Source organism: Mycobacterium sp. DHQP2018-32-09 (assembly GCF_058148405.1).
Genome location: NZ_JBYVYK010000069.1, coordinates 1 through 22,195 on the forward strand (window position 1 = coordinate 1; position 22,195 = coordinate 22,195).

23 protein-coding genes and 1 pseudogene are annotated in these 22,195 nt (G+C 69.5%); 11 read left to right on the forward strand and 13 right to left on the reverse strand.

All coding sequences use genetic code 11. The features are described from left to right. Both AC30CM_RS24645 and AC30CM_RS24650 read right to left on the reverse strand, forming a co-directional pair. Positions 1-720, reverse strand: a pseudogene (locus tag AC30CM_RS24645) (hypothetical protein); the annotation flags it as partial. A gap of 519 nt (positions 721-1,239) precedes the next feature. After that, positions 1,240-2,229: an LLM class F420-dependent oxidoreductase gene (locus AC30CM_RS24650; protein ID WP_490119542.1), complete on the reverse strand. Its 990-nt coding sequence runs from the start codon at positions 2,227-2,229 to the stop codon at positions 1,240-1,242. A gap of 260 nt (positions 2,230-2,489) precedes the next feature. On the opposite strand from AC30CM_RS24650, the gene AC30CM_RS24655 reads away from it, so the two are divergent. Then, positions 2,490-3,002 (forward strand): hypothetical protein, encoded by a 513-nt coding sequence (locus AC30CM_RS24655; RefSeq protein ID WP_490119543.1) that lies wholly within the window; start codon positions 2,490-2,492, stop codon positions 3,000-3,002. A gap of 120 nt (positions 3,003-3,122) precedes the next feature. Here AC30CM_RS24655 and AC30CM_RS24660 read toward each other — a convergent pair whose 3' ends face one another. Then, complete coding sequence (locus AC30CM_RS24660; RefSeq protein WP_490119544.1) at positions 3,123-3,374, reverse strand: hypothetical protein; 252 nt, start codon at positions 3,372-3,374, stop codon at positions 3,123-3,125. Positions 3,375-3,687: 313 nt separating this feature from the next. On the opposite strand from AC30CM_RS24660, the gene AC30CM_RS24665 reads away from it, so the two are divergent. The 3 genes from AC30CM_RS24665 (at position 3,688) to AC30CM_RS24675 (ending at position 6,301) form a co-directional block, all read left to right on the forward strand. Further along, complete coding sequence (locus tag AC30CM_RS24665) at positions 3,688-4,194, forward strand: DUF2505 domain-containing protein (RefSeq protein ID WP_490119545.1); 507 nt, start codon at positions 3,688-3,690, stop codon at positions 4,192-4,194. A 38-nt stretch (positions 4,195-4,232) separates the two neighbouring features. Next, positions 4,233-4,658: a pyridoxamine 5'-phosphate oxidase family protein gene (locus tag AC30CM_RS24670; protein WP_490119546.1), complete on the forward strand. Its 426-nt coding sequence runs from the start codon at positions 4,233-4,235 to the stop codon at positions 4,656-4,658. A gap of 347 nt (positions 4,659-5,005) precedes the next feature. Continuing rightward, a complete protein-coding gene (locus AC30CM_RS24675; RefSeq protein ID WP_490119547.1) occupies positions 5,006-6,301 on the forward strand; it encodes a hypothetical protein in 1,296 nt (431 codons plus the stop codon). Positions 6,302-6,376: 75 nt separating this feature from the next. Here AC30CM_RS24675 and AC30CM_RS24680 read toward each other — a convergent pair whose 3' ends face one another. The 4 genes from AC30CM_RS24680 to AC30CM_RS24695 all read right to left on the reverse strand — a co-directional run bounded on the left by AC30CM_RS24680 (position 6,377) and on the right by AC30CM_RS24695 (position 11,888). Next, on the reverse strand, positions 6,377-8,524 hold the full coding sequence (locus tag AC30CM_RS24680; RefSeq protein WP_490119548.1) for a 3-hydroxyacyl-CoA dehydrogenase NAD-binding domain-containing protein: 2,148 nt from the start codon (positions 8,522-8,524) through the stop codon (positions 6,377-6,379). Between the two features lie 32 nt (positions 8,525-8,556). Continuing rightward, positions 8,557-9,768 carry an acetyl-CoA C-acetyltransferase gene (locus tag AC30CM_RS24685; protein WP_490119549.1) on the reverse strand — a complete coding sequence of 404 codons (1,212 nt, stop codon included), beginning with the start codon at positions 9,766-9,768 and terminating at the stop codon, positions 8,557-8,559. Positions 9,769-9,964: 196 nt separating this feature from the next. Continuing rightward, positions 9,965-11,071 (reverse strand): alkene reductase, encoded by a 1,107-nt coding sequence (locus AC30CM_RS24690; RefSeq protein ID WP_490119550.1) that lies wholly within the window; start codon positions 11,069-11,071, stop codon positions 9,965-9,967. Between the two features lie 103 nt (positions 11,072-11,174). Continuing rightward, positions 11,175-11,888: an SDR family NAD(P)-dependent oxidoreductase gene (locus tag AC30CM_RS24695; protein WP_490119551.1), complete on the reverse strand. Its 714-nt coding sequence runs from the start codon at positions 11,886-11,888 to the stop codon at positions 11,175-11,177. A 103-nt stretch (positions 11,889-11,991) separates the two neighbouring features. Between AC30CM_RS24695 and AC30CM_RS24700 the strand changes: the two genes are divergently transcribed. Together AC30CM_RS24700 and AC30CM_RS24705 are read left to right on the forward strand one after the other, a co-directional pair. Then, positions 11,992-12,591: a TetR/AcrR family transcriptional regulator gene (locus AC30CM_RS24700; protein ID WP_490119552.1), complete on the forward strand. Its 600-nt coding sequence runs from the start codon at positions 11,992-11,994 to the stop codon at positions 12,589-12,591. A 48-nt stretch (positions 12,592-12,639) separates the two neighbouring features. Next, complete coding sequence (locus AC30CM_RS24705) at positions 12,640-13,809, forward strand: pyridoxal phosphate-dependent aminotransferase (RefSeq protein WP_490119553.1); 1,170 nt, start codon at positions 12,640-12,642, stop codon at positions 13,807-13,809. A 110-nt stretch (positions 13,810-13,919) separates the two neighbouring features. Here AC30CM_RS24705 and AC30CM_RS24710 read toward each other — a convergent pair whose 3' ends face one another. The 3 genes from AC30CM_RS24710 to AC30CM_RS24720 form a co-directional block, all read right to left on the reverse strand. After that, positions 13,920-14,837 (reverse strand): TIGR03564 family F420-dependent LLM class oxidoreductase, encoded by a 918-nt coding sequence (locus AC30CM_RS24710; protein WP_490119554.1) that lies wholly within the window; start codon positions 14,835-14,837, stop codon positions 13,920-13,922. Positions 14,838-14,898: 61 nt separating this feature from the next. Then, a complete protein-coding gene (locus AC30CM_RS24715) occupies positions 14,899-15,342 on the reverse strand; it encodes an SRPBCC family protein (RefSeq protein WP_490119555.1) in 444 nt (147 codons plus the stop codon). A gap of 43 nt (positions 15,343-15,385) precedes the next feature. Next, positions 15,386-15,829, reverse strand: coding sequence for an SRPBCC family protein (locus AC30CM_RS24720; RefSeq protein ID WP_490119556.1), 444 nt, complete (start codon positions 15,827-15,829; stop codon positions 15,386-15,388). Positions 15,830-15,975: 146 nt separating this feature from the next. Between AC30CM_RS24720 and zwf the strand changes: the two genes are divergently transcribed. From zwf to AC30CM_RS24740, 4 genes are read left to right on the forward strand one after another with little or no spacing between them, the layout of a single operon-like run. After that, positions 15,976-17,451 carry a glucose-6-phosphate dehydrogenase gene (zwf, locus tag AC30CM_RS24725; RefSeq protein ID WP_490119564.1) on the forward strand — a complete coding sequence of 492 codons (1,476 nt, stop codon included), beginning with the start codon at positions 15,976-15,978 and terminating at the stop codon, positions 17,449-17,451. Positions 17,452-17,495: 44 nt separating this feature from the next. Continuing rightward, complete coding sequence (locus AC30CM_RS24730) at positions 17,496-17,849, forward strand: UBP-type zinc finger domain-containing protein (RefSeq protein ID WP_490119557.1); 354 nt, start codon at positions 17,496-17,498, stop codon at positions 17,847-17,849. Between the two features lies 1 nt (position 17,850). Continuing rightward, positions 17,851-18,789: a cation diffusion facilitator family transporter gene (locus AC30CM_RS24735; RefSeq protein ID WP_490119558.1), complete on the forward strand. Its 939-nt coding sequence runs from the start codon at positions 17,851-17,853 to the stop codon at positions 18,787-18,789. Between the two features lie 29 nt (positions 18,790-18,818). Next, positions 18,819-18,968 carry a hypothetical protein gene (locus AC30CM_RS24740; RefSeq protein ID WP_490119559.1) on the forward strand — a complete coding sequence of 50 codons (150 nt, stop codon included), beginning with the start codon at positions 18,819-18,821 and terminating at the stop codon, positions 18,966-18,968. 1 nt (position 18,969) lies between these two features. Here AC30CM_RS24740 and AC30CM_RS24745 read toward each other — a convergent pair whose 3' ends face one another. Genes AC30CM_RS24745 through AC30CM_RS24755 form a run of 3 tightly spaced genes read right to left on the reverse strand, consistent with a single transcriptional unit; the run spans position 18,970 to position 21,809 of the window. Beyond that, on the reverse strand, positions 18,970-20,541 hold the full coding sequence (locus AC30CM_RS24745; protein ID WP_490119560.1) for a phytoene desaturase family protein: 1,572 nt from the start codon (positions 20,539-20,541) through the stop codon (positions 18,970-18,972). 60 nt (positions 20,542-20,601) lie between these two features. Then, positions 20,602-21,210 carry a TetR/AcrR family transcriptional regulator gene (locus tag AC30CM_RS24750; RefSeq protein WP_490119561.1) on the reverse strand — a complete coding sequence of 203 codons (609 nt, stop codon included), beginning with the start codon at positions 21,208-21,210 and terminating at the stop codon, positions 20,602-20,604. Next, positions 21,210-21,809, reverse strand: coding sequence for a TetR/AcrR family transcriptional regulator (locus AC30CM_RS24755; protein ID WP_490119562.1), 600 nt, complete (start codon positions 21,807-21,809; stop codon positions 21,210-21,212). Before AC30CM_RS24755 ends, AC30CM_RS24750 begins: the two co-directional genes overlap by 1 nt. Before the next feature lie 88 nt (positions 21,810-21,897). On the opposite strand from AC30CM_RS24755, the gene AC30CM_RS24760 reads away from it, so the two are divergent. Beyond that, positions 21,898-22,195, forward strand: a 298-nt coding sequence (locus AC30CM_RS24760) for a CsbD family protein (RefSeq protein ID WP_490119563.1), incomplete at its 3' end; no start/stop codon positions are given.

Genomic DNA, 22,195 nt, shown 5'->3' on the forward strand with positions numbered 1-22,195 from the left:
GCGGGCGGGTCCGTCCTTGGCGGCCGCCTGCTCGGGCGCGGCCCCCTCGGCCGGGCGCTCGCCTGCGGTTTCCGGCGCGGCGGTGGGTGCCGTGCCGCCGGTCGGGTCCGTCGTTCCGGTGGGCCCCGCCGGCTGGGTGGGGACCGGCTGGGACGGGGGGCCCTCCGGCAGGGCTGGGGCCTCGGATTCGGTTGGTGCGGCGTCCTTCTCGGGCACGTCCTTGGTGGTCGAATGCGTCGAGGTGTGAGCGCCGCCGGAGCTGCTGACGTTCATCGCGGGCACTCGGTCGTCACTCGAGGTGGCGGGGGTCGAGGACCCGGACCGCGGCGGGGTGTCCGTGGCCGTACCGCTGCCGACCCCCGTGCCGCTACCGGCGCCCACGTTGATGCCGGTGCTGGTGTCCGTGTTCGATTCGGTGTTCGATTCGGCGTTCGATTGGCTGGCCGCTCCCGCACCCGCAGTCGATGCACCCCCGCCTGCAGCGCCTGCCGTCGCGGAGTCCGACGACTCCGACGCGGGCTCGGCGTGGGCGACTCCCTTGGCCATCGCCATGCCCACGCCCAGGGAGACGGCGAGCGCGCCGACTCGGCCGACGTACCTGGCGTAGGTGGTGGCCTTGGCCGCATGGCGTGGCCCGCCGATGGCGACCGGCCACTGATCGTGCGTCGACGTGCGGGTGGGCAGTCCCGATGGTCTGTGCTTGGGCGTGCTCGAACACATGGCGATCCGTCTCCCAGTACCGAGGGTCGAGCCGACGGCGCGCCGTTGTTTGAGCGTCGTCGGTCCCGACCTGCGTGTGTCACCGCCCGAGGGCGCGGGGAGCCCAACCACCGGCATCGGTGCCCGTCGGCACCGATGTCCAGAACGCTCCGCGATGTCCGCTCGGCGCGCGCCCGGTGGTTGCTGGGGACGAGTGTCGTGCGGTTGTCGACGCGAGCGTAAACGGCGCGTTGCCGGACCAGCCAAATTTTTGCCGACGTCAAATAACAGGTGGTTGCAGAGTCAAGGACGTTGGAAACCCGTGGGCGAGCCACGCGGAGACCGCGTGCTGCACCTTGCGCACGTCGTCGCCGACTCAGCTAATTGACGGCGACTAAAATTAACATACCCTTGGTCGGAACGCCGGCCGTGAAAGGCTCAATTGGAGAAACATTCGATTGCTGAAGCGTCGCTCCCCCGGGGTTGATGCCACCCCGCTGCAGGCACTGCCACGACGTTGCCACGCCCCGCCCGCGGCCGTCAGCGCAGCGCGGGGATGACCTCGCGCTCGAACAGCTCGATGCCGGAGCGGTCGTAGGCCGCTTCCGGGAAGTACAGGATGGCGTACTCGCAGCCCAGATCGGCCAGCCGCGAGAGCCGTTCGACGATCTGCTCGGGGGTACCGGTCGCCGATTCGGGTGCGGTCACGTTGGCCAGCATGGCGTCGACCGCCTCGGGGGCCGCCTTGGCCACCTGCCGAGACCTGATGCGCTCGACGCGCTCGGCCACCTCGGCCTCCGTGGCCCCCACCACGGCGTTGAGGTTCGCCGAGCGCACGATGGCGCCGAAGTCGGTGCCGACGTCGCGACAGTGGTCGGCCAACACGCCGGACTTGTGCCGGAACGTCTCGGGCTCACAGGAGAAGTTGGTGTACTGCGCGTACTTCGCGGCGATGCGCAGCGTCACCTTCTCCCCGCCCCCCGCGATCCACAGCGGAATACCGTTCTCCTGCAACGGCTTTGGGTTGACGATGGCGTCGTCCGCCTGGTAGTGCCTGCCGTCGAGACTCACTCGCCCGTCGCGCCAGGCCGCGCGCATGATCTGAACACCCTCGTCGAGCCGGGCCAGCCGTTCACCCGCCGACGGGAAGCCGTAGCCGTAGGCGCGCCATTCGTGCTCATACCAGCCGCCGCCGATGCCCATCTGCACCCGGCCGCCGGAGATCACGTCGACGGTGGCGGCCACCTTGGCCAGGTACACCGGGTTGCGGTAGCTCATCGCGGTGCACATCTGCCCCAGCTCGATCCGCGAGGTCGTTGCCGCGTATGCCGCCATCAACGACCACGCCTCGTGGGTGGCCTCGTCGGTGGGCACCGGAACGGTGTGGAAGTGGTCGTAGACCCACAGGGAATCCCACGGCCCCGCGTCGGCATGCGCTGCGAGATCACGCATTACGGCCCAATGGTCTTGAGGGGGAATGTCGACGAGATCGAGCCGCCAACCCTGCGGAATGAAGAGTCCGAAGCGCACGGCACCCCACTGTAGGCGGGCGGGCGCACCACGTCGACGGCCTCGGACGACCCCGGTTCGCTGACAGCTACCGCGGGCCTGATAATCATTCCGTTTGCCGGAATGTTGTCAGCCCCGCCGCCGTGGGCCACAATTGTCTACACTCGTAACCGTTCCTTGATCATCATGCTTCGAAATCATTCTTGGGGATTCTCATGACCGCTCGCACGAGACGGCTTTTGCTCACAGTGTTGTCGGGCTCGGCCCTGACCGCTGCACCCATGGCGTTTGCGACGGTCGTCGTTCCCGCCGTCAGCTCAGCGGACACCGTGAGCTGCCCCGATGGCACCGTCGTCGACAGCGAGAACAAGCAGTGCGTCGACCTGCTGTCGGGGATCAGCAAGCAGCTCCAGGCGCTGCCTCCGCCACCGTCGCTGGCGGCCGCCACGGGCGGCGGTGGCGGTGCGGGCGCGGGCCTGCCCAACCTGGGCGCGGGCGGCCTTCCCGGCATTCCCAGTCTCGGCACCGTCTACCTGCCGGACCTGGTGCTGCCCAGCGTCGGCCTGCAGCTCGTGCCGAACCTGAACCCGAGCTTCCCGATCAACCCCAGCTTCCCGATCAATCTGCCGGGCGCCGCCGCACCGGCTGCCGCCGCGGGAGCCGCCGCCGCCACGGCGGGTGCGCTGTCCAACCTGCCCGCGCCGCAGTTGCCGCCGCCGCCGGCGATCAACCCGCTCAACCCGCTGGGACTGCCGCCACCACCGGACCTGACGCCGGGCATCCCGTTGATCTGACGGGCGCGCGACATGCCACGAGGGCCGCACACCATCGGTGTGCGGCCCTCGTGGCATGTCGCACAATTCTTTTGGGCGGACCTGCTTTTCGGGCTGATCTGCTTCAGGACGCCGGCGGCGCTAGAGGACCAGTGGCACCGCGGGCCGGCAGCCCGCCACCGCGGCGTGCATCAGTGCCTCGTGTACCGCCACGCTGCGCATCAGGTGCGCGCGAGCCGACCAACCGCAGCTACACGCCGCGTGCGAGCGGAACTGATCGCGAACGACGACGGCCATGCCGCGGTGGCGCGGTGCCGCGTCGTCCGGTGAGGGCGCGGCGTGTCCGACGCGGGTGGTCAGCACCCCGACATGACGCGGATCCAAGTCCGCCACCGGCCTTCGTCGGCTCGAGGTGGCAGCGTGCAACATGAAAACTCAAGCTAGCAGAGCAGATCGCGGCTCAGAAGACTCGCCGCACAATGACTTTCACGTGTCGTGCCCGGACCTTGCCTTGGACAATGTTGCGAAGTTGCCAAAACCGCACGTGCCTGCGGATCTCTGTCTTCACACCCCTCGCGACGAGGCTCGGCGACCGTTGCCCTACCGCCCGTCGGGATGCGATTTCGTCGCGAGCCGCGTCGCGGTCGTCGTGGTGGGCGCCGCCGTAGTCACGCCGGCGGCCACGAACCCGGGTAACGTCCGCGACGTGCCGCGATCCATGGACCTCACCGCGTCGTCGCCACATCCGATCGAGAGCATTCGGGCGGCGTTCGCCGACCCCGCGTACTGGGAGTTCCGGCTGGGCTACTTCGACGTCGGCGCCCCGACGCTCGACGCGCTGCACACCGATGCCGCGGGCACGACCACCGTCGAGATGTCCATGCACTTCGGCGCCGACCAGCTCCCGGGCCCGGTGCAGAAGCTGCGCCTGGGCGCCATGCACGTGGTACAGCGCGAGACCTGGCATGCGGTGGCGGGCGGCGCGACCGTCGGCACCATCGCCGTCGACGCCCGCAAGACCCCCATCTCCGGCCGCGGCTCGGTGCACCTGCGCGCCGCGCCCCCCGGCACCGACCTGGCGGGCACCGCGGAGGTGGTCGTCAACGTCCCCCTCATCGGTGGGACCATCGCGAGTTTCCTCGGCGGTCATCTCTCCACCGGCATCCTCGACATCGTCGAGGTCACCGACACCTGGCTGGACCGCGCCGCCTGAGCCGAGCGCGCCGTCTCGCGCGTGGTTAGCCTCGGGGCATGGCACTCTCGAAGGACGAACGCGAGGCGTTTCTGGCCGAGCCCCACGTGGGCGCACTGTCGGTGGCCGCAAGCCCCGACCGGGGGCCGCTGACCCTCCCCATCTGGTACCAGTACTCCCCTGGTGGCCAGCTGTGGATCAGCACCGGCACCGGGTCACGCAAGCACCGGTTGATCGAAGCGGCCGGCCGCTTCTCGATCATGGTCGACCGTGTGGAGCCCACCACGCGTTACGTCTCCGTCGACGGCCCGGTCGACCGCATCGAGCCCGGCACCGAGGCGCAGGAAGAGGAAATGGCCCATCGCTACCTCGAGCCCGAGGCTGCCGAGCGCTTCGTCGCCTTCGCCAGGGCCAACCTCGGGCCCCACGTGTCCATCTTCATGACCCCGGAGCACTGGCTCTCGACGGACATGGGTTCCTTCTAGACGTTGCCCCAGACGCCGATCTAGACGTCGACGTACCGACGGGGTTCCGTACGCACCGGCGCATCGCCACCCCCGGCCACCGTCTCAGCATGTGGGAACCCGGGCTGGACATCGTCGGCCGATCCGTCAAGGCGCTGGCAACCCAGCCGTCCCCACCGAAGGCGGATTGCCACTCGGGGCGCATCCGCTGGCACATCAAGATCCAACCGCGACGAGCGGCGCCGTCAACGCGTGACACCGCGTTTGCCTCGATCGTCCTCGCCTCGGCGATCGCGGGAATCTGGCAACTTCCTGGACGGCCGCGCCGGTGCGCACCCCCGTGAGCTGCGGATGGCCCCTTTCGGAAAATGACAGCCCAGACCGCCACCCTCAACGCCGCCGGCCACAGCCCCACCGCGCAATCACGTGACGTCGCGCTCGCGGCCTCGATCGACAACCCGTTCGTGGTGTTCAAACCCGTCGTCGACAACGCGGTCACCTGGTTCGACGGCTGGATGAAGCAGGAGATCGCCAACCCGTTTCCGATCCTGAACCAGATCGTCGCCAACCAGCAGTACACCGTCTCGCAACTGGGCAAGGCCGCCGCGGGCTTGCAGAGCGGTGTCGAGCGGATCGTCCGCGAACTGCCCGCGACGTGGCAGCAGATGGAGCCACTGATCCGCGCGGGCGACATCAACGGCGCCATCAACGTGTTCATGGGCAACGGCCTCGCCCCCGTCACGGAATTGCTCCTCAACACGTGGACTCCCCTGGCACCCGCGCTACAGCGGCCGTTCGCGGTGGGCCAGGCCTACGTTCCGGCGATGTTCGAGTTCAGCCTGAGCCTGCTGCTGGGCACCATCGACTCCACCGTCGGCCTCGGCTTCGTGTTCGGCACGCCGCCCTTCGTACAGCAGGTCGTCACCAGCACTCAGAACGTGCTGGGTGCGATGTCGCGACTCGACGTCGTCGGCACCATCAACGCCATCCAGAACGGCCTCGCCGACGTTGCGCTCAACGCCATCGATCAGCTGCACAAGTTCACCGATGCCGGGGGCACGATCGAGTTCATCCGCAACGCCATCATCAACGCGCTGAAGACCCCTGCGCCTAGTGCGTCCTCCGTGTCGGCGGCTGCACTACCCGACACGTCGGCCACGCTCGTCAGCACCGCAGCGCTCGCGGCGCCGTCCGCCGACGCCGCTGCGCCGCCGGTCGCATCCGCCGGTGCAGGCGCCGGCTCGAGTGAACCATCCGGTACCGAGACCGGACTCGCGCCAACGGATCCCGCGTCGACCGACGGAAACTCCCCCGGCGTGCCGACGCCCGACGGCCGAACCACCGACGCACCCCCCGCCGAGCCCGGCGCCACCGAACCCAAGGCCACCGAACCCAAGGCCACCGAGCCCAAAGCCACCGAGCCCAGGGGCGACGAGTCCGCGACCGACCACAAGAAGGAGTCGACGTCCAAGGGCGCGGCCACGTCGGACTCCGGGAAGAAGTCGGCGACCCGGTCTGCGTCGGTGGGCGTCAAGTCCGGTTCCGCCTCGGCTTCGAGCGCCAAGGGCGGCCCCGCAAAGACCAAGGCCGACAAGCCCGCTCGCGACACGTCCGACGGTGGCGGCGGCAAGGGCAGCGACGGTGGCGGCGACTCCGACCAGTAGTCGACGCCGAGCAGACGCACGTGTGCCCCACTCCCGAGGGAGTGGGGCACACGTGCGTCTGGTGGCGAGGCGAACCTAGCCCTCCAGTGAAGCGGGCGGGGTGAACCGCTCGCCGTACTTGGCGGCCAGTTCCTTGGCGCGGGCGACGAACGCCTGCTTGCCGATGCCGTGCGCGCCCTCGTAGCCGACGATGAACTGCGCCGAACCGCCGGTGTACGGCGGGTAGCCGATGCCCATGATCGAGCCGATGTTCGCGTCGGCGGTGGACGTGAGCACGCCCTCGTCGAGGCACTTCTGCGTCTCGAGCGCCTCGGCGAACAGCATGCGGTCGATCATGTCCTGCAGCGGGATGTCACCGGCGTCGGCGGCGAACGTCTCGGCGAGCCCCTCCCACAGGCCGGTGCGCTTGCCGTCGACGTACTCGTAGAACCCGGCACCCTTGAGTCGCGACGGACGGCCGATCTCGATCATCTTGTTGACGACCACCTCGGCCGGATGCGGCTCGTAGGTGCCGCCCGCGGCCTCGGTGGCCTTGCGGGTCTCGGTGGCGATCTTCTGCATCAGCTCGAGGTTCAGCTCGTCGGACAGCTGCAGCGGCGGCGCCGGGTAGCCGGCCTGCGAACCCGCCTGCTCGATGCTGGCGGGGGCGACGCCCTCACCCAGCATCGCGAGCGCCTCGTTGACGAAGGTGCCGATGACGCGGCTGGTGAAGAAGCCGCGGCTGTCGTTGACCACGATCGGGGTCTTGCCGATGGCCAGCGTGTAGTCGAACACGCGGGCCAGCGCCTCGTCGGAGGTCTTCTCGCCCTTGATGATCTCGACCAGGGGCATCTTGTCGACCGGCGAGAAGAAGTGGATGCCGATGAAGTCCTCCTGGCGCTTCACGCCGGTGGCCAGCCCGGTGATCGGCAGCGTGGAGGTGTTCGACCCCAGCAGCGCATTGGGCTCGACGATGTCCTCGATCTCCTGGAACACCTTGTGCTTGAGTTCCTGGTTCTCGAACACGGCCTCGATGACGAAGTCGACGCCCGCGAGGTCCGCCGGATCGGCGGTCGGATGGATGCGGGCCAGCAGGGCGTCGCTGCGCTCCTGCGTGGTGCGGCCGCGCTCCAGTGCCTTGGCCTCGAGCTTCTCGGAGTAGTTCTTGCCCTTGTCGGCGGCTTCCTGCGACACGTCCTTGAGCACCACGTCGTAGCCGGCCTTGGCCGAGACGTAGGCGATGCCCGCGCCCATCATGCCTGCGCCGAGCACGCCGATCTTGCGAATCTCCTGCTTGGCGATGCCGTCGGGACGCGAGCCGCCGGAGTTGATGTACTGCAGGTCCAGGAAGAACGCCTGGATCATGTTCTTCGCGACCTGGCCGGTGACCAGCGATACGAAGTACCGGCTCTCGATGCGGCTGGCCGTGTCGAAGTCGACCTGTGCGCCCTCGACGGCGGCGTCGAGGATGGCCCGCGGCGCCGGCATGGGCGCACCCTTGAGCTGTTTGCGCAGCAACGCCGGGAACGACGGCAGGATCGCGGCGAGTGCGGGATGCGACGGGGTGCCGCCAGGCATCTTGTAGCCCTTGGCATCCCACGGCTGGGTGTGGGCATCGGGGTTGGCCTTGATCCACTTCTTGGCGGCGGGCACCAGATCGTCGACCGAGGACACCAACTCGTCGACCAGGCCGATTTCCTTGGCCTTGGCCGGCTTGAACCGCGTTCCCTGGCTGAGGATCTCCATGAACGCCTTCTGGATGCCGAACATCCGGACGGTGCGGGTGACACCGCCACCGCCGGGCAGCAGGCCGAGGGTGACCTCGGGCAGGCCGATCACCGAACCCTTGACGTCGGCGGCGATGCGGTGGTGACACGCCAGCGCGATCTCCAGGCCGCCGCCGAGGGCCGCACCGTTGATGGCCGCGACGACGGGCTTGCCCAGGGTCTCCAGCGTGCGCAGGTCGCGCTTGATGTCCTCGACCTCGGCGAACGCCTCGGCAGCGTTGTCCGGGCCGACCTTCAGCATGCCCTTGAGGTCACCGCCGGCGAAGAAGGTCTTCTTGGCACTGGTGATCACCACGCCGGTGATCTCCTCCTGCTCGGCGAAGAGTCGCTCGACGGTGGTGTGCATCGACGCCTTGTAGTGCTCGTTCATCACGTTGGCCGAGCCGGTCGGGTCGTCCAACGTCAGGGTGATGATGCCGTCGGCATCGCGGTCCCACTGAATCGTGTTCTCTGTCATGTCTTTTCAGTCCCCTTCTCGGATGCCCGGCGTCAGACGCGCTCGATGATGGTGGCCACGCCCATGCCGCCGCCGATGCACAGCGTGATCAGCGCCCGGCGGGCACCGCGACGCTCCAGTTCGTCGACCATGGTGCCGGTGATCATGGCGCCGGTGGCACCCAGCGGGTGGCCCATCGCGATGGCGCCGCCGTTGACGTTGAGCTTCTCGTCGGGGATGTTGAGATCCTTCTGGAACTTCAGCACCACCGAGGCGAAGGCCTCGTTGAGTTCGAACAAGTCGATGTCGTCGACGGTGAGGCCGGCGCGGTCGAGCACCTTGCGGGTGGCCGGGGTGGGGCCGGTGAGCATGATCACGGGGTCCGCACCGCTGGTGGCGGTGGCGACGATGCGGGCGCGCGGCGTCAGGCCGTTGGCCTTGCCCGCCGCCTCGCTGCCGACGAGCACCAGGGCGGCGCCGTCGACGATGCCCGAGCTGTTGCCACCGGTGTGGACGTGATTGATCTTCTCGACCGAGTGGTACTTCTGCAGCGCCACGTCGTCGAAGCCGCCCATGGCGCCGATGCCGTCGAACGCGGTGCGCAGCTTGGCCAGGCCCTCGGGGGTGGTGTCGGGGCGCATGTGCTCGTCGTGGTCGAGGACGATCAGACCGTTCTGGTCGCGAACCGGCACGACCGACTTGGCGAAGTAGCCGCCCGACCACGCGGCGGCCGCCTTCTGCTGGCTGCGCAGCGCGTAGGCGTCGACGTCCTCGCGGGAGAAGCCCTCGATGGTCGCGATCAGGTCGGCGCCGATGCCCTGCGGGACGAAGCCGATGCGGTAGTTGGTCTCGGGATCGCTGGCCCAGGCGCCACCGTCGGAGCCCATGGGGACGCGGCTCATCGACTCGACGCCACCGGCGAGCACCAGGTCGTCCCAGCCGGACCGGACCTTCTGCGCGGCGGTGTTCACGGCCTCCAGGCCGGAGGCGCAGAAGCGGTTGAGCTGGAAGCCGCCGGTGGTCTCGGGCAGCTTGGCGACGAGGGCCGCCGTGCGGGCGATGTCGCCGCCCTGGTCGCCGACGGGCGAGACCACGCCGAGGATGAGGTCGCTGATCTGGTTCTCGTTCAGGTCGGGGTAACGGGCGCGGATCTCCTCGATCAGACCTACGACGAGGTTGACGGGCTTGATCTCGTTGAGCGAGCCGTTCTTTTGCTTGCCGCGGGGGGTGCGGATCGCCTCGTAGATGAAGGCTTCTTCGGACATGTCTGACTCTCCAGGTCCTGTTCAGGTGGTGGGCAGGCCATGCGTCGGCCCGCGTGGAGGCTAGTCCTCGCACCCGCGAGCCTAGCAGCCTTCGCCCAACCGCTTGGTTGGGGTTGACACGCCCCGGGGCCCGACGCAGACGTGCCCGAACACACGGGTGTTCGGGCACGTCGGGGGCCGGTCGGCGGCGGTGGTGTCAGGCGGGTTCGGCCTGCGGCAGCGCCTGCAACGTCGGGTAGTCGACGTAGCCGCGCGGACCGGGCGCATAGAACGTGGACACGTCCGGGACGTTGAGTTCGGCACCGAGCAGCAGCCGGTCGATGAGATCCGGGTTGGCGAGGAAGGCCCGGCCCACGGCGGCCGCGCTGATCGCCTTCCAACCCGCCAGCGTCTCCATCTGGCAGAAGTCGGTGGTCAGATCGCGGCCGGTGTTGAGCACCAGCGGGCCGTCCCAGATGGCGCGCAGGGCCCCGAACGTCGCGGTCGACGGGTCGATGAGCAGATGCAGGTAGGCCAGCTGCAGCGGGGCGATGCGGTTGAGCAGCGCCTCGTACGCACCGACGGTGTCCATCTCGTTCATGTCGCCCGCGGTGTTCCCCGGCGAGATGCGCAGCCCCACCCGGTCGGCGCCGATCTCCGCGGCGACGGCCTCGACCACCTCGGCGGTGAACCGTGCGCGGTTTTCGTCCGAGCCGCCGTAGGCGTCGGTGCGCTGATTCACCACGTCGGAGAGGAACTCGTGCAGCAGGTACCCGTTGGCCGAGTGGATCTCGACGCCGTCGAGCCCGGCGTCCACCGCGCGCCGCGCCGCCGCGCGGAACTGGGCCACGATGGGCGCGATCTCGTCGGTCTCCAGTGCCCGCGGCACGGGCAGCGGCTGCTTCCCGGACGGGGTGTGCGTCGTGACGTCCGCGGCGATGGCCGACGGAGCGACCACCTCGGAACCGCTGATGTCGGGATGGGCCATGCGGCCGACGTGCCACAGCTGCATGAACATCCGGCCGCCCTCGGCGTGCACGGCAGCCGCGATCTCGGCCCACTTCTGCTCGTGCGCGTCGGTGTAGTTGCCCGGCGTGTTCAGGTAGGCGCCGTTGGCCTCCTTGGCGATCGCGGTGGCCTCGGTGATGATCAGGCCCGCGCCTGCGCGCTGGGCGTAGTAGCGCACCGCCAGGTCTGACGGCGTGCCGTCGGCGTCGGCGCGCGATCTGGTCAGCGGTGCCATGAAGATGCGGTTCTTGGCGGTCACGGCCCCGATCTGGACGGGCTGGAGCAGGGCTGCGTCGCTGGCGAGCGTGAACGTCATGATCGACTCAAGCCCGGCGCCGCCGGTTTCATTCCCGCCGCGCACGCCGCACGCACGTTCGCCGACGCCGCAGGCACGTTCGTTGACGCCGCAGGCACGTTCGCTACAGCGCCCAGGCCTGCGGCGGGCCCGCCAATGCCGCCTTGGCCTCGGCTCCGAGGGTGTCCAGGATCTCGACGTCGCCCGCCTCCAGACCGTCGAGTGCCAGCCGGACGAGGTCGGCGGGATCCGTCACGACGCCCTCGGGCACGTCGATGCCTTGCCGTTCGACGAAGTCGAACAGTGTCTGCGTGCCCACCAGGCCGGGCACGAGCGCGGCGACGAGGGTGCCCTGCGGCTGCAGTTCGAGCCGCACCCCGTTGGTCAGTCCCCACTCGGCCGATTTCGCCGCCGCGTAGGCGGTGTTGCCGCCGACGGTCGCCCATGCGGCCGCCGACAGCACGTTGAGGATGGCGCCGCCGCCGTTGCGCGCCAGGACGGGCGCGAACGCCCGGATCATGGCCAGGGTCCCGTAGTAGTTCGAGTCCATGGTCGAGCGGATGGCGGCCAGGTCACCGGTGACGAGGTTCCCGCCCGCGGTGTCGGCGGCATTGTTGATCAGCACGTCGACGTCGGTGGCGCGGGCGGCGGCCGCATCGACGCTCGCCTGGTCGGTGATGTCGAGGCGCACGACCTCGGCACCGGGCACGTCGACCAGCTCCGGCCGACGCGCCGTCGCGTACACCTTGGCTCCGCGTCGGAGGAGTTCGACGGCGAAGTGGTGACCGATTCCCCGGTTCGCCCCCGTGACCAAGGCCGTGGCGCCGTGCAGCTTCATGCGATCTCCCGTGTCTGACGTGTCGACAAAAGATGACCGATCGGTCATCTTGTCTTTACGGTGACACAACATGACCGATCGGTCAACTTGATAGCCTGGTCGCGTGCCAACGCCTCGCCCCACCCGCTCGGATGCCGTGCGCAATCGCGAGTCGCTACTGGCCGCCGCCGAACGGGAATTCGCCGAACGCGGCCCATCGGCCTCGATCGCCGACATCGCCCGCCGGGCCGGCGTCGCCAAGGGAACGGTGTTCCGGCACTTCACCAGCAAGGAAGACCTCGTCGCGGCCATCGTGATCGAGCACGTCGCCGCGCTGGCCGACGCCGCCCGGCGGTTGGCCACGGAAGCCGATCCCGGCGCCGCGCTGCTGGAGTTCCTGACGATCGCCGCCGATCAGCGCCAACGGCACGATCTGACGTTCCTGCAGACCGCCAGCGCGGGCGACCCGCGGGTCACCGAGGCGTTCGTCGAACTCCACACCGCGCTCGGCACGCTCGTCGAGCGGGCGCGCGCGGCCGGTGACATCCGCACCGACATCACCGAGGCCGACGTCTTCCTCCTGATGTGCGCGCCGGTGCATGCCGTCGAAAACCTCGCCGCCCCAGACCCGTTGCTGTGGCAGCGCTACCTCGGCATCATCTTCGACGGGCTGCGGCCCGCCGGCGCCCACCCCCTGCCGCACCCCGCCCCGACCTTGCCCTGAACCCCGGCCCCCGACGAGGGGTCCTCGGCATCACTAGGCTCGAACGGCATGACGGTCGAACGGCTCAAGCCCTACGCGGTGACCATCTTCGCCGAGATGTCGGCCCTGGCCGCACGCGTCGGCGCCGTCAACCTCGGACAGGGCTTCCCCGACGAGGACGGCCCCGCCGCCATGCTCACCGTCGCCGAAGAGGCCATCGCGGCGGGAGTCAACCAGTACCCGCCCGGCCTGGGAACCCCGGCCCTGCGGGAGGCCGTCGCCGCGCAGCGGCAACGGCGCCACGGCGTCACCTACGACCCCGACACCGAGATCCTGGTGACCGCCGGCGCCACCGAGGCCATCGCCGCCGCCGTCATCGGCCTGGTCGAGCCGGGATCGGAAGTCGTGCTCATCGAACCGTTCTACGACTCCTACTCCCCCGTCGTCGCGATGGCAGGCTGTCACCGGCGCACCGTGCCGCTCGTCGCCGACGGCCGCGGATTCGCCATCGACGTCGACGCGCTGCGGGCCACCGTCACGCCGCGCACCCGGGCACTGATCGTCAACACCCCCCACAACCCCACCGGAATGGTCGCCGGCGACGCCGAACTGGCCGCCATCGCCGAGATCGCCGTCGCCGCGAACCTCTTGGTGATCACCGACGAGGTCTACGAGGCACTCACGTTCGACGGCCACCGGCACCGCCCCCTGGCCGCCTACCCCGGCATGGCGCAGCGGACCATCACGGTCTCCAGTGCGGCCAAGATGTTCAACGTCACCGGATGGAAGATCGGGTGGGCCTGCGGGCCCGCCGAACTCATCGCGGGGGTGCGCGCCGCCAAGCAGTACCTCACCTACGTCGGCGGCGCACCGTTCCAACCCGCCGTCGCCCATGCGCTCGACCACGAGGACCACTGGGTCGACGACCTGCGCGCCACGTTCGAGCGACGCCGCGACGTGTTGTCGACGGCGTTGCGCGACATCGGTTTCGACGTACACGACAGCCACGGCACGTACTTCCTGTGCGCCGACCCGCGCCCGCTGGGGTACCACGACAGCACCGCCTTCTGCGCCGAACTGCCGGAGCGGGTCGGCGTCGCCGCCATCCCCATGTCGGCCTTCTGCGACCCGCACTCGTCACACCTCGACCAGTGGAATCACTTGGTACGCTTCGCGTTCTGCAAACGCGACGACACCATGGACGAGGCCGTCCGGCGACTACGGGCGCTCAAGGCCTAGACCGTCCGAGACACTCCAAGACACTCCAAGGCACTCCGAGGCCCTTCAAGGCCCTTCGAGGCCCTTCGAGACACTTCAAAGCCCTTCGAGGCCCTTCGAGGCATGGGCCGTCACAGGCTCGCGGCAACCTCCCACACCGCTTCCAGCGCGTGGGGTTCCGCGGCCCCGATGGGGCTGAACACGACGTCGGCGGCCCCGGCGTCCAGGTAGCGCCGCGCCTGCGCGGCGACGTCACGCGCGGTGCCGACCGCGGCGACGTCGACGATCGAATCGACGCCCTCCCGTTCGAGGACCCGGGCGTACGAGGGGATGGTCGCGTAGAAGCCCAAGACCTCCGCCGCGGCTGCGCGGCCCGCGTCGACGTCGTCGGTGACCAGCACCGGCACCGCCGCGATGATCTTCGGGGCTGCCCGGCCCGCGGCCGCGGCCGCCGCCGTGATGGTGGGCACGATGAACTCGCCGATGGTGCGGGGACCGGCGAGGTACGGCAGTGTGCCGTCGGCCAATTCACCCGTGACGCGCAGCGCCTTCGGACCCATGGCCGCCACGTACACCGGCAGGTGCGCACCACCGGCGACCGTCACCGGCCACTCCGGGGCCGCGGTGAACTGCTCGCCGTGAAACGCCACCGCGCCGGTGTCGAGGATCGACCGCAGCACCAGCAGGTGCTCCCGCAACCGGGCGACGGGATTCGGCCAGGCGATGCCGAAGGCCCGCTGCTCCACGGCATGCGCGCCCAGCCCCAGCCCCAGGCTGAAGTTGCCATGGGCAGCCGCCTGTGCGGTCTGCGCCTGGCTGGCGATCAGCAGCGGATGCCGCGGATTGACCGGGACGACGAACGTGCCGACGCCGAGGCCCGGCACGGCGGCGCCCACGTGTCCTGCCAGGGCGATGGCGTCGTGGTCGAATCGCTGCGCGATCCACACCTGCCGGACGCCGGCGTCGTGGGCGCGGCGCGCCTGATCGACGGCGGCGTCGACGTGGTTGGGCGCGGTGCGGTCGGGGTCGAGGACTACTCCGGTGGCCATGGCAGGCACAACCGGTGCCGGACACGCCGCCATTCCCCTGCGCTCACCACGAGCGCAACCCCTAGCCGGCCTTCTGCTTCTCCAGCACGCGCTTGCGCAGCCCCTTGGTCGCGGTGTCCAGCAGGCCGCTGGCCCCCTTCTTCACCAGGAATCCCGGCAGCGGCGCCTGCAGGTCCACCATCAACTCGAAGTGCACCACGGTCGCGTCGCCGTCGGGTGTCAACCGGTAGCGCGCCTCCTGCGCCTTCTGCTGGGTCGACTCCACCAGGGTCCACCCCACGCCGTCGTCGAAGACCTGGAAGTCCAGGATCTGCTCGTCGGACACGCCGACGATCTTGACGACCTGACGCGACCGGCTGGGTCGTCCTTCGTCGTCGCGTTCCAGGATCTCCACCTCCTGGTGCGCCGACGACCACTCGACGAGCGACTCGAGGTCGTACAGCACCGCGAGCACCTCCTCGGGCGTGGCTTCGATGGTGATGCTGCGGGATTCCGTCACGGCCATGGCAGCAGGATCTCCACACCGCGGCCCGCCGAAACCGCCACCGTCAGCCGCCCTTCTTGATCTTGAGCACCTGCTTGCGCAGACCGTCGGTGGCCGTCTCCATCCCGCCCTTGAGGGTGCGCTTGACGATGAACCCCGGCAGCGGCACCGACAGGTCGATCGACATGTCGAATCGCACCTTGGTCCTCGCGCCGTCCGGGGTCAGCGTGTAGCCGGCGTCCTGTGCCTTCATCTGCCCGGACGACACCAGCGTCCACGACACGCCGCTGTCGGTCCAGGTGTACTCGATCACCTGCTCGTCGGTGATCCCGGCGGCCTTCACCGTCATCTTCGCCCGCTTCGGGCGGTCGTCGGGGAAGCGTTCCACGACCTCCGACCGCTGGTACTGCGGCGACCAGCTGGGCGTCGACTCGACGTCGGCGATGACGTCCAGGATCTCGGCCGGGGTCGCTTCGATGACCACTTCACGTGAGTCGGAGACTGCCATGAGCAGTGACAGTAGCCAGCGCATGCGCCGATGTGCGCGGTTTCGGGCACGCCGCAACGCCCGGGCCCGGTGTCGTGCACCGTTCACCCTTGGGTGGAAACATCGCTGCGGTGACCGACACCCCGCAGACCATCGCCTACCCGGCCATGGGCGCACGTCCGCATCGGCGCGACGACGAGGCGCTCGCCCCGCACGTCATCGTGCTGTTCGGCGCGACGGGCGACCTGGCCAAGCGCAAGCTGATCCCGGGCATGGCCTACCTGGACCAGTCCGAGTTGGCGCCCGACATCCAAGTCGTCGGCACGTCACTGGAGGAACTCACCGACGACGAGTTCCGCGCGATGGCCAAACAGGCCATCGACGACTACGGCACGCACAAGCTCACCGACGAGCAGTGGGCCAACTTCTCGAAGACCTTGACGTACGTACCGCAGGGCGCGGGCCCCGAGGCGCTGGCGGCGGCCGTCGCCGAGGCCGAGCAACGACTGGCCACGACGGCCAGGCCCGGCACGGAAGTACAGCGGCTGCACTATCTTTCGGTCCCGCCCAAGGCGGCGCGCGCGGTCATCACGATGCTGCGCGAGGCCGATCTGGTACAGCGCTCCCGCGTCGTGATGGAGAAGCCGTTCGGCACCGACCTCGCGAGCGCGGTCGCCCTCAACGACTTCGTCCACCAGACGTTCCGCGAGCGGCAGATCTTCCGCATCGACCACTTCCTCGGCAAGGAGGCGGCGCAGAACATCCTGGCCTTTCGCTTCGCCAACGGTCTGTTCGAGCCCATCTGGAACCGCAACTTCATCGACCACATCCAGATCGACATCCCCGAGATGCTGGGCCTGGACCAGCGCGCGAACTTCTACGAGAGCACCGGTGCCTACAAGGACATGGTGGTGACCCACCTGTTCCAGGTGATGGCCTTCGTGGTGATGGAGCCGCCCACGGCGCTGGAACCACGCGCCATCAGCGAGGAGAAGAACAAGGTGTTCCGCTCGATGCTGCCCGTCCGATGTGACGACGTGGTACGCGGCCAGTTCCAGGGCTACCGCGAACTCGACGGCGTGGCACGGGATTCCGACACCGAGACCTTCATCGCGCTCAAGGTCGGCATCGACAACTGGCGCTGGGCGGGCGTCCCGATCTACCTGCGCACGGGCAAGCGGATGGCCGAGGGCATGCGCATCATCTCCATCGCCTTCAAGGAGGCGCCGCGGACCATGTTCCCCGCCGGGTCCGGCGTCGGCGCCCAGGGGCCGGACCACCTGACGTTCGACCTGGCCGACAACTCGAAGGTGTCGCTGTCGTTCTACGGCAAACGGCCGGGGCCGGGCATGAAGTTGGACAAGATGTCGATGCAGTTCTCCACGCAGGAGATCGACACCGTCGGCGACGTGCTGGAAGCCTACGAGCGGCTGATCCTGGACGCGATGCGCGGCGACCACACGCTGTTCACCACCGCCGAGGGCATCGAATCCCTGTGGGAGCGTTCGAGGCAACTCCTCGAAGATCCGCCACCGGCCAAGTCCTACCCGCAGGGCACCTGGGGCCCCAACGCGATCCACCAGCTGATCGCGCCGAACGCCTGGCGGCTGCCGTTCGAGCGGACCTGGCGCGAGCACGAGTAGGCGCGCCACCTCCCACCCCGCCGGCTCGGGGCTAGGCTCGTCGCATGAGCGATCCCGTCGATCCCTCCGTCGGTCCGAGCGGCCCGGGGTGTGTGGAGTGCGACGCCGCGGGCGGCTGGTGGGTGCACCTGCGGCGGTGCGCGGCCTGCGGTCACGTGGGCTGCTGTGACGACTCGTTGGCCAGGCACGCCTCGGCGCACTGGCGCCAGAGCGGGCACCCCATCATCCAGTCGTTCGAGCCGGGCGAGGACTGGTTCTGGGACTACTCGGAAAACGCCTACTACGACGGTCCCGAGCTGGCGGCACCCGACAGTCACCCCGACGACCAGCCGGTCCCCGGCCCGCGCGGCCGGGTGCCCGGCAACTGGATGGCGTTGCTGAACGACCGCGCCGACTGAGGTGAAGTCGAGCGACGAGAGCACCCTCACCGTCGTCGTCGCCTTCGCGGCCAACCTGGCCATCGCGGTGGCCAAGACGTTCGCGGCCACGGTCTCCGGGTCGGCCTCGATGAGCGCCGAGGCGGCACATTCCTGGGCCGACACCGGCAACGAGGTGTTCCTGCTGGTGGCCAACCGCCGCAGTGCGCGCCAAGCCGACGAGCGCCGCCCGCTGGGGTACGGCCGGGAGGCCTACGTGTGGTCGCTGCTCGCCGCGATCGGACTCTTCGTGGTGGGTGCGGCCGTCTCGGTCTGGCGCGGCGTCACCGAGCTGCTGCACGGCGCCGACGGTGCCGAGGACTACCGCCTGGCCTACGTGGTGCTGGCCGTCGCGTTCGTGCTCGAGGGAACGTCCCTGCTGCAGGCCACGCGTCAATTACGCCGTGAGGCAGACGAATTCGACAGCGACGTGCTGGACTACGCGTTCCGCACGTCCGACCCGACGGTGCGGGCGGTGTTCGCCGAGGACAGCGCGGCACTGATCGGCATCGTGATCGCGTTCGGCGGCCTACTGGGTCACCAGCTGACCGGGGCCGTGGTGTGGGACGCCGTGGGGTCGATCCTGGTCGGCGTGCTGTTGGCCGTGGTCGCCGTCGTGCTCATCGACCGCAACCGCCAGTTCCTCACCGGGGAGCCCGGATCGCCGCGCATCCGCGAGGCACTGACGGCCCGCCTGGCCGACTTCCCCGAGGTCGCCGAGGTGCGCTTCCTGCGGCCGGAGTTCATCGGCCCCAAGCAGCTGTTCGTGATCGCCAGTGTCGACCTGGTCGGTGACGCCGTCGAATCCTCGGTGGCCACCACCTTGCGCGCGCTCGAACGACGACTGGAAGAGACCCCGTACGTCGCGGAGGCCGTCCTCACCGTATCCGAACCAGATGTGTCCGAATCGCATCGAGATTGAGGGACACCACGGCGGGGTACGACCCGACCGTGAGCACACCCGATCCCACGACCGCGCCCTCGGACTCCGGGCCGCAGGGCCGTGAAGACGTACAGAGCGATCCGGCCAAGGGCGCCGAGGAGCGCGCCGACTGGAGCGACGAGGGCGGCGCGACGGCCGAGGGGCCTGCCGACGACTGACCTACCTGGCGAACCGCCATCCGGCCAGCACCGCCTTGGCCGCGTTGAAGCCGGGAACGAACGTGATGCCCGGCCCACCGTGACAACCGGCGCTGCCCAGGTAGAGGCCCGCCAGCGATAGCGGCCGGTCGAGGTGGCCCCGGGGGCCCGGCCGGTTGGGCCCCATCTGTTCGGGGTGGATGAGGCCGTGACAGTAGTCCCCGCCAGGGGCGCCGAACATCGTGGCCATGTGGCGCGGCGTGAACGTCGTGTGCCGAATCACCCTGTCGGCGAAGTCCGGTGCCAGTCGGGAGATCTTCTCGATCACGCGGCGTCCCATCTCCACCTTCGCGGCACCGTAACCCTCGGCCCCGGGGTGGACGGGAAACCACAGCGAGAAGGCGGACGCGGCGTGCTTGCCCGCGGGCGCCAGGCTCGCATCGTGTACCGACGGGATCTGCAACGCGATCGAGGGGTCGGAGGGCACGATGCCGCGGCGGGCATCCTCCCACTGCTGCTGCAATTCCTCGGGCGTGCTGAAGATCCCGATGTTCGACTGCATCGCCGGGTCGTTGAGCAACTCGTAGGGCGCGGCGAAGGTGGGCACGCCGTCGAGCGCGAAGTGCATCTGCAGGTAGCTGCCCCGGTGGTCCACGCGGGCGTACCGGGCGCGCACCTCGGCGTCGATGGCGTCGGCGGCCACCAGTTCGGTCACCGTGCGGCTGGGGTCGACGGCCGACACCACCACCGGCGCGGTCACGACGGTGCCGTCGTGCAGTCGGATCCCGGTCACCGCACCGCCGGTGGTGGTGATCTCGTCGACGGGGCTGCGCAGGCGCACCTCGCCGCCCGCCGCGGTGAACGCATCACGCAGATGGGTCGTCAACGCCCCGATGCCGCCGCGGAGCTTCTTGACCAGCAGCGCATTCTCGTCGGGCACGGCGAACCCGAACGCCAACGCCGCTGCAGTGCCCGGGGTTTCGGGTCCGCGGTAAGTGGTGTTGACCGCCAGCAACGCGAGCATGCCCCGCAGCGCACCGTGCTTGTTGCGATCCGGCAGGTACCGGTCCAGGACGTCGGTGACCGAGCCGAACAGCAGGTCGGTGATCGTCGAGCGCTCGAAATCGTTGGTCGCGCAGGCATACATCTCGTCGAGCGTGCGCGGGGGACGGTCGGCCTCGAACCGCCCCAGCGCCCGGGCGGGAGCCTGGCACCAGGCCATCAGACCCGCCATGCCCGCGACGGTCTCGGAGCCGTGCACCTCGTCGAGGTGCGTCATCAGACGCATCGGATCGGTGTAGTAGATCAGCGGTTCGTCGCCGACGCCGCGGAACGACACCGACATCACGTCGAGGTCCACGGTCGGCAGGGCGTCGAGTCCCAGTTCGCGGCTGACCTCTGCGGACGTGGGGATCTGTACCGAGCCGGCGATCTCGAAGTGGTAGCCGTCGAACAGTTCCACCGTCGAGGCCATCCCGCCGGCATGGCGTTTGGCATCCACGCACAGGGTGCGCAGGCCGGCGCGCTGCAGCAGCGTGGCCGCGGTCAGTCCGTTGTGGCCCGCGCCCACGACGATCGCGTCGAAGTCCGTCATGGCCCCCACGGTCGCACGGATCGACCAGCGTTTCGTCAAATTTGACGAAACTTGGCGGCGCTATGCGTCCAGACCCGCCGCCACGGTCTCCAGCGCCGCCCGGCACAACCGCGCCAACTCCGGCAGCGAGCGGTTCGGATCCAGCATCCACACCTCCATGGCGCCGAACACCGCCGCCGCCACGCACCGAGCCGTCACCGTGATGCGCAGCCGCTCGTCGCTGCCGGGCAGTGGCGCTCCCGTCCGCAGCAGGTACTCCTCGACGGCCTCGGCGAAGTCCGCCTCGACCTGACGCACGTGCCGCACGATGCGTCCCGCATCCAGTTCCTGCGCCCGCATGTCGGCGATCGTGGCGACGGCGTCCACGTCGTACGGCGCCGCCAACACGGCGGCGTGGACGGCGTCGATCAGCGGCTGGTCACCAGGCTGACGCTGCAACGCAGCCCGAAACCAGTGCAGACCCGCGTCATAGTCGGCGAACAGCAGATCGTGCTTGGAGGAGAAGTGCCGATAGAACGTCCGCAGCGAGACGCCGGCGTCGGCGGCGATCTGCTCGGCGGACGTGTCGTCCACCCCCTGGGCCAGGAAGCGCACCAGCGCCGCGCGGCGCAGGGCCTCCCGGGTGCGTTCGCTGCGCGCCGTCTGGGCCTGGCGCACCGGACGGCCCATCAGGCGTCCGGACGCAGCAGCGCGACGGCCGCCGCCACGGCCTCCTCGGTGACGTCGCTCATGCGGCCCCCGTTCTCGACGGTGCTCGCGGTGAGTTCACGCAATCCGCCCAGCAGCATGACGAGCCGCTGCCGCGACACCAGGCCCGCCCCCTCCGCCCGGAAGCCCTCCGCTCCGGCCAGCGTCTGCACCATGTCCACGAACAGGTCCAGGCCCTCCCGCTGCAACCTCCGCGCCGTCATGCCGAGGGCGGGGACGTCGCGAATCCAGCTCAGCATCAACGCCGACCGCGACTCCATCGCCGCCACCCACGCCTCGACCGCCTGGCGCACCTGCTTCTCCCACGGCGCACCCGCGTCGACGGCCCCGGTGATCTGGCGGATCTGCTGGGCATTGGCCTCGGTCAGCAGCGCGATGAAGCACTCTTCCTTGCCCGCGAAGTGCTCGTAGAACGTACGGCGCGACGTCCGCGCGCGTCGCACGACGTCGGCGATCGTCGTCTTCGCATACCCGTCGGCAGCGATCGACGCCTCGAGCGCATCGAACAGACGTTGGCGGAAATCGGTCTTCACAACGCCGTCGATGGTAGTCCCCCGCATCCGTCGACCGGCTCACACCGGGTTTCGACGCCCCGATTCGAGGAACTCGGGGCACACGACCACCGGGAACGTCCGAGGAAGGGACACCATGACCGACGGCAACACCGCGGACCAGGCGCGCAAGGGCCTCGTCGACACCATCAAGGGCAAGGCCAAGGAGGTCGCCGGCGCCGTGACCGGCAACGACGAGCTGGCCCAGGAGGGCCAGCTGGAGCAGACCCAGGCCAAGCACCGCCGCGAGGCGGGCGGCCTCGAAGCGGTCGCGCAGGCCGAGGCCGAAGAGGCCAGGGAGGCCGTCGCCGACGCGCAAGCCGAATCGTTCGCCGAGCGCCGCACCGTCGACGCCGAGACCACCGCCGCCAAGTCCGAGATCCGCGGCGAGCAGG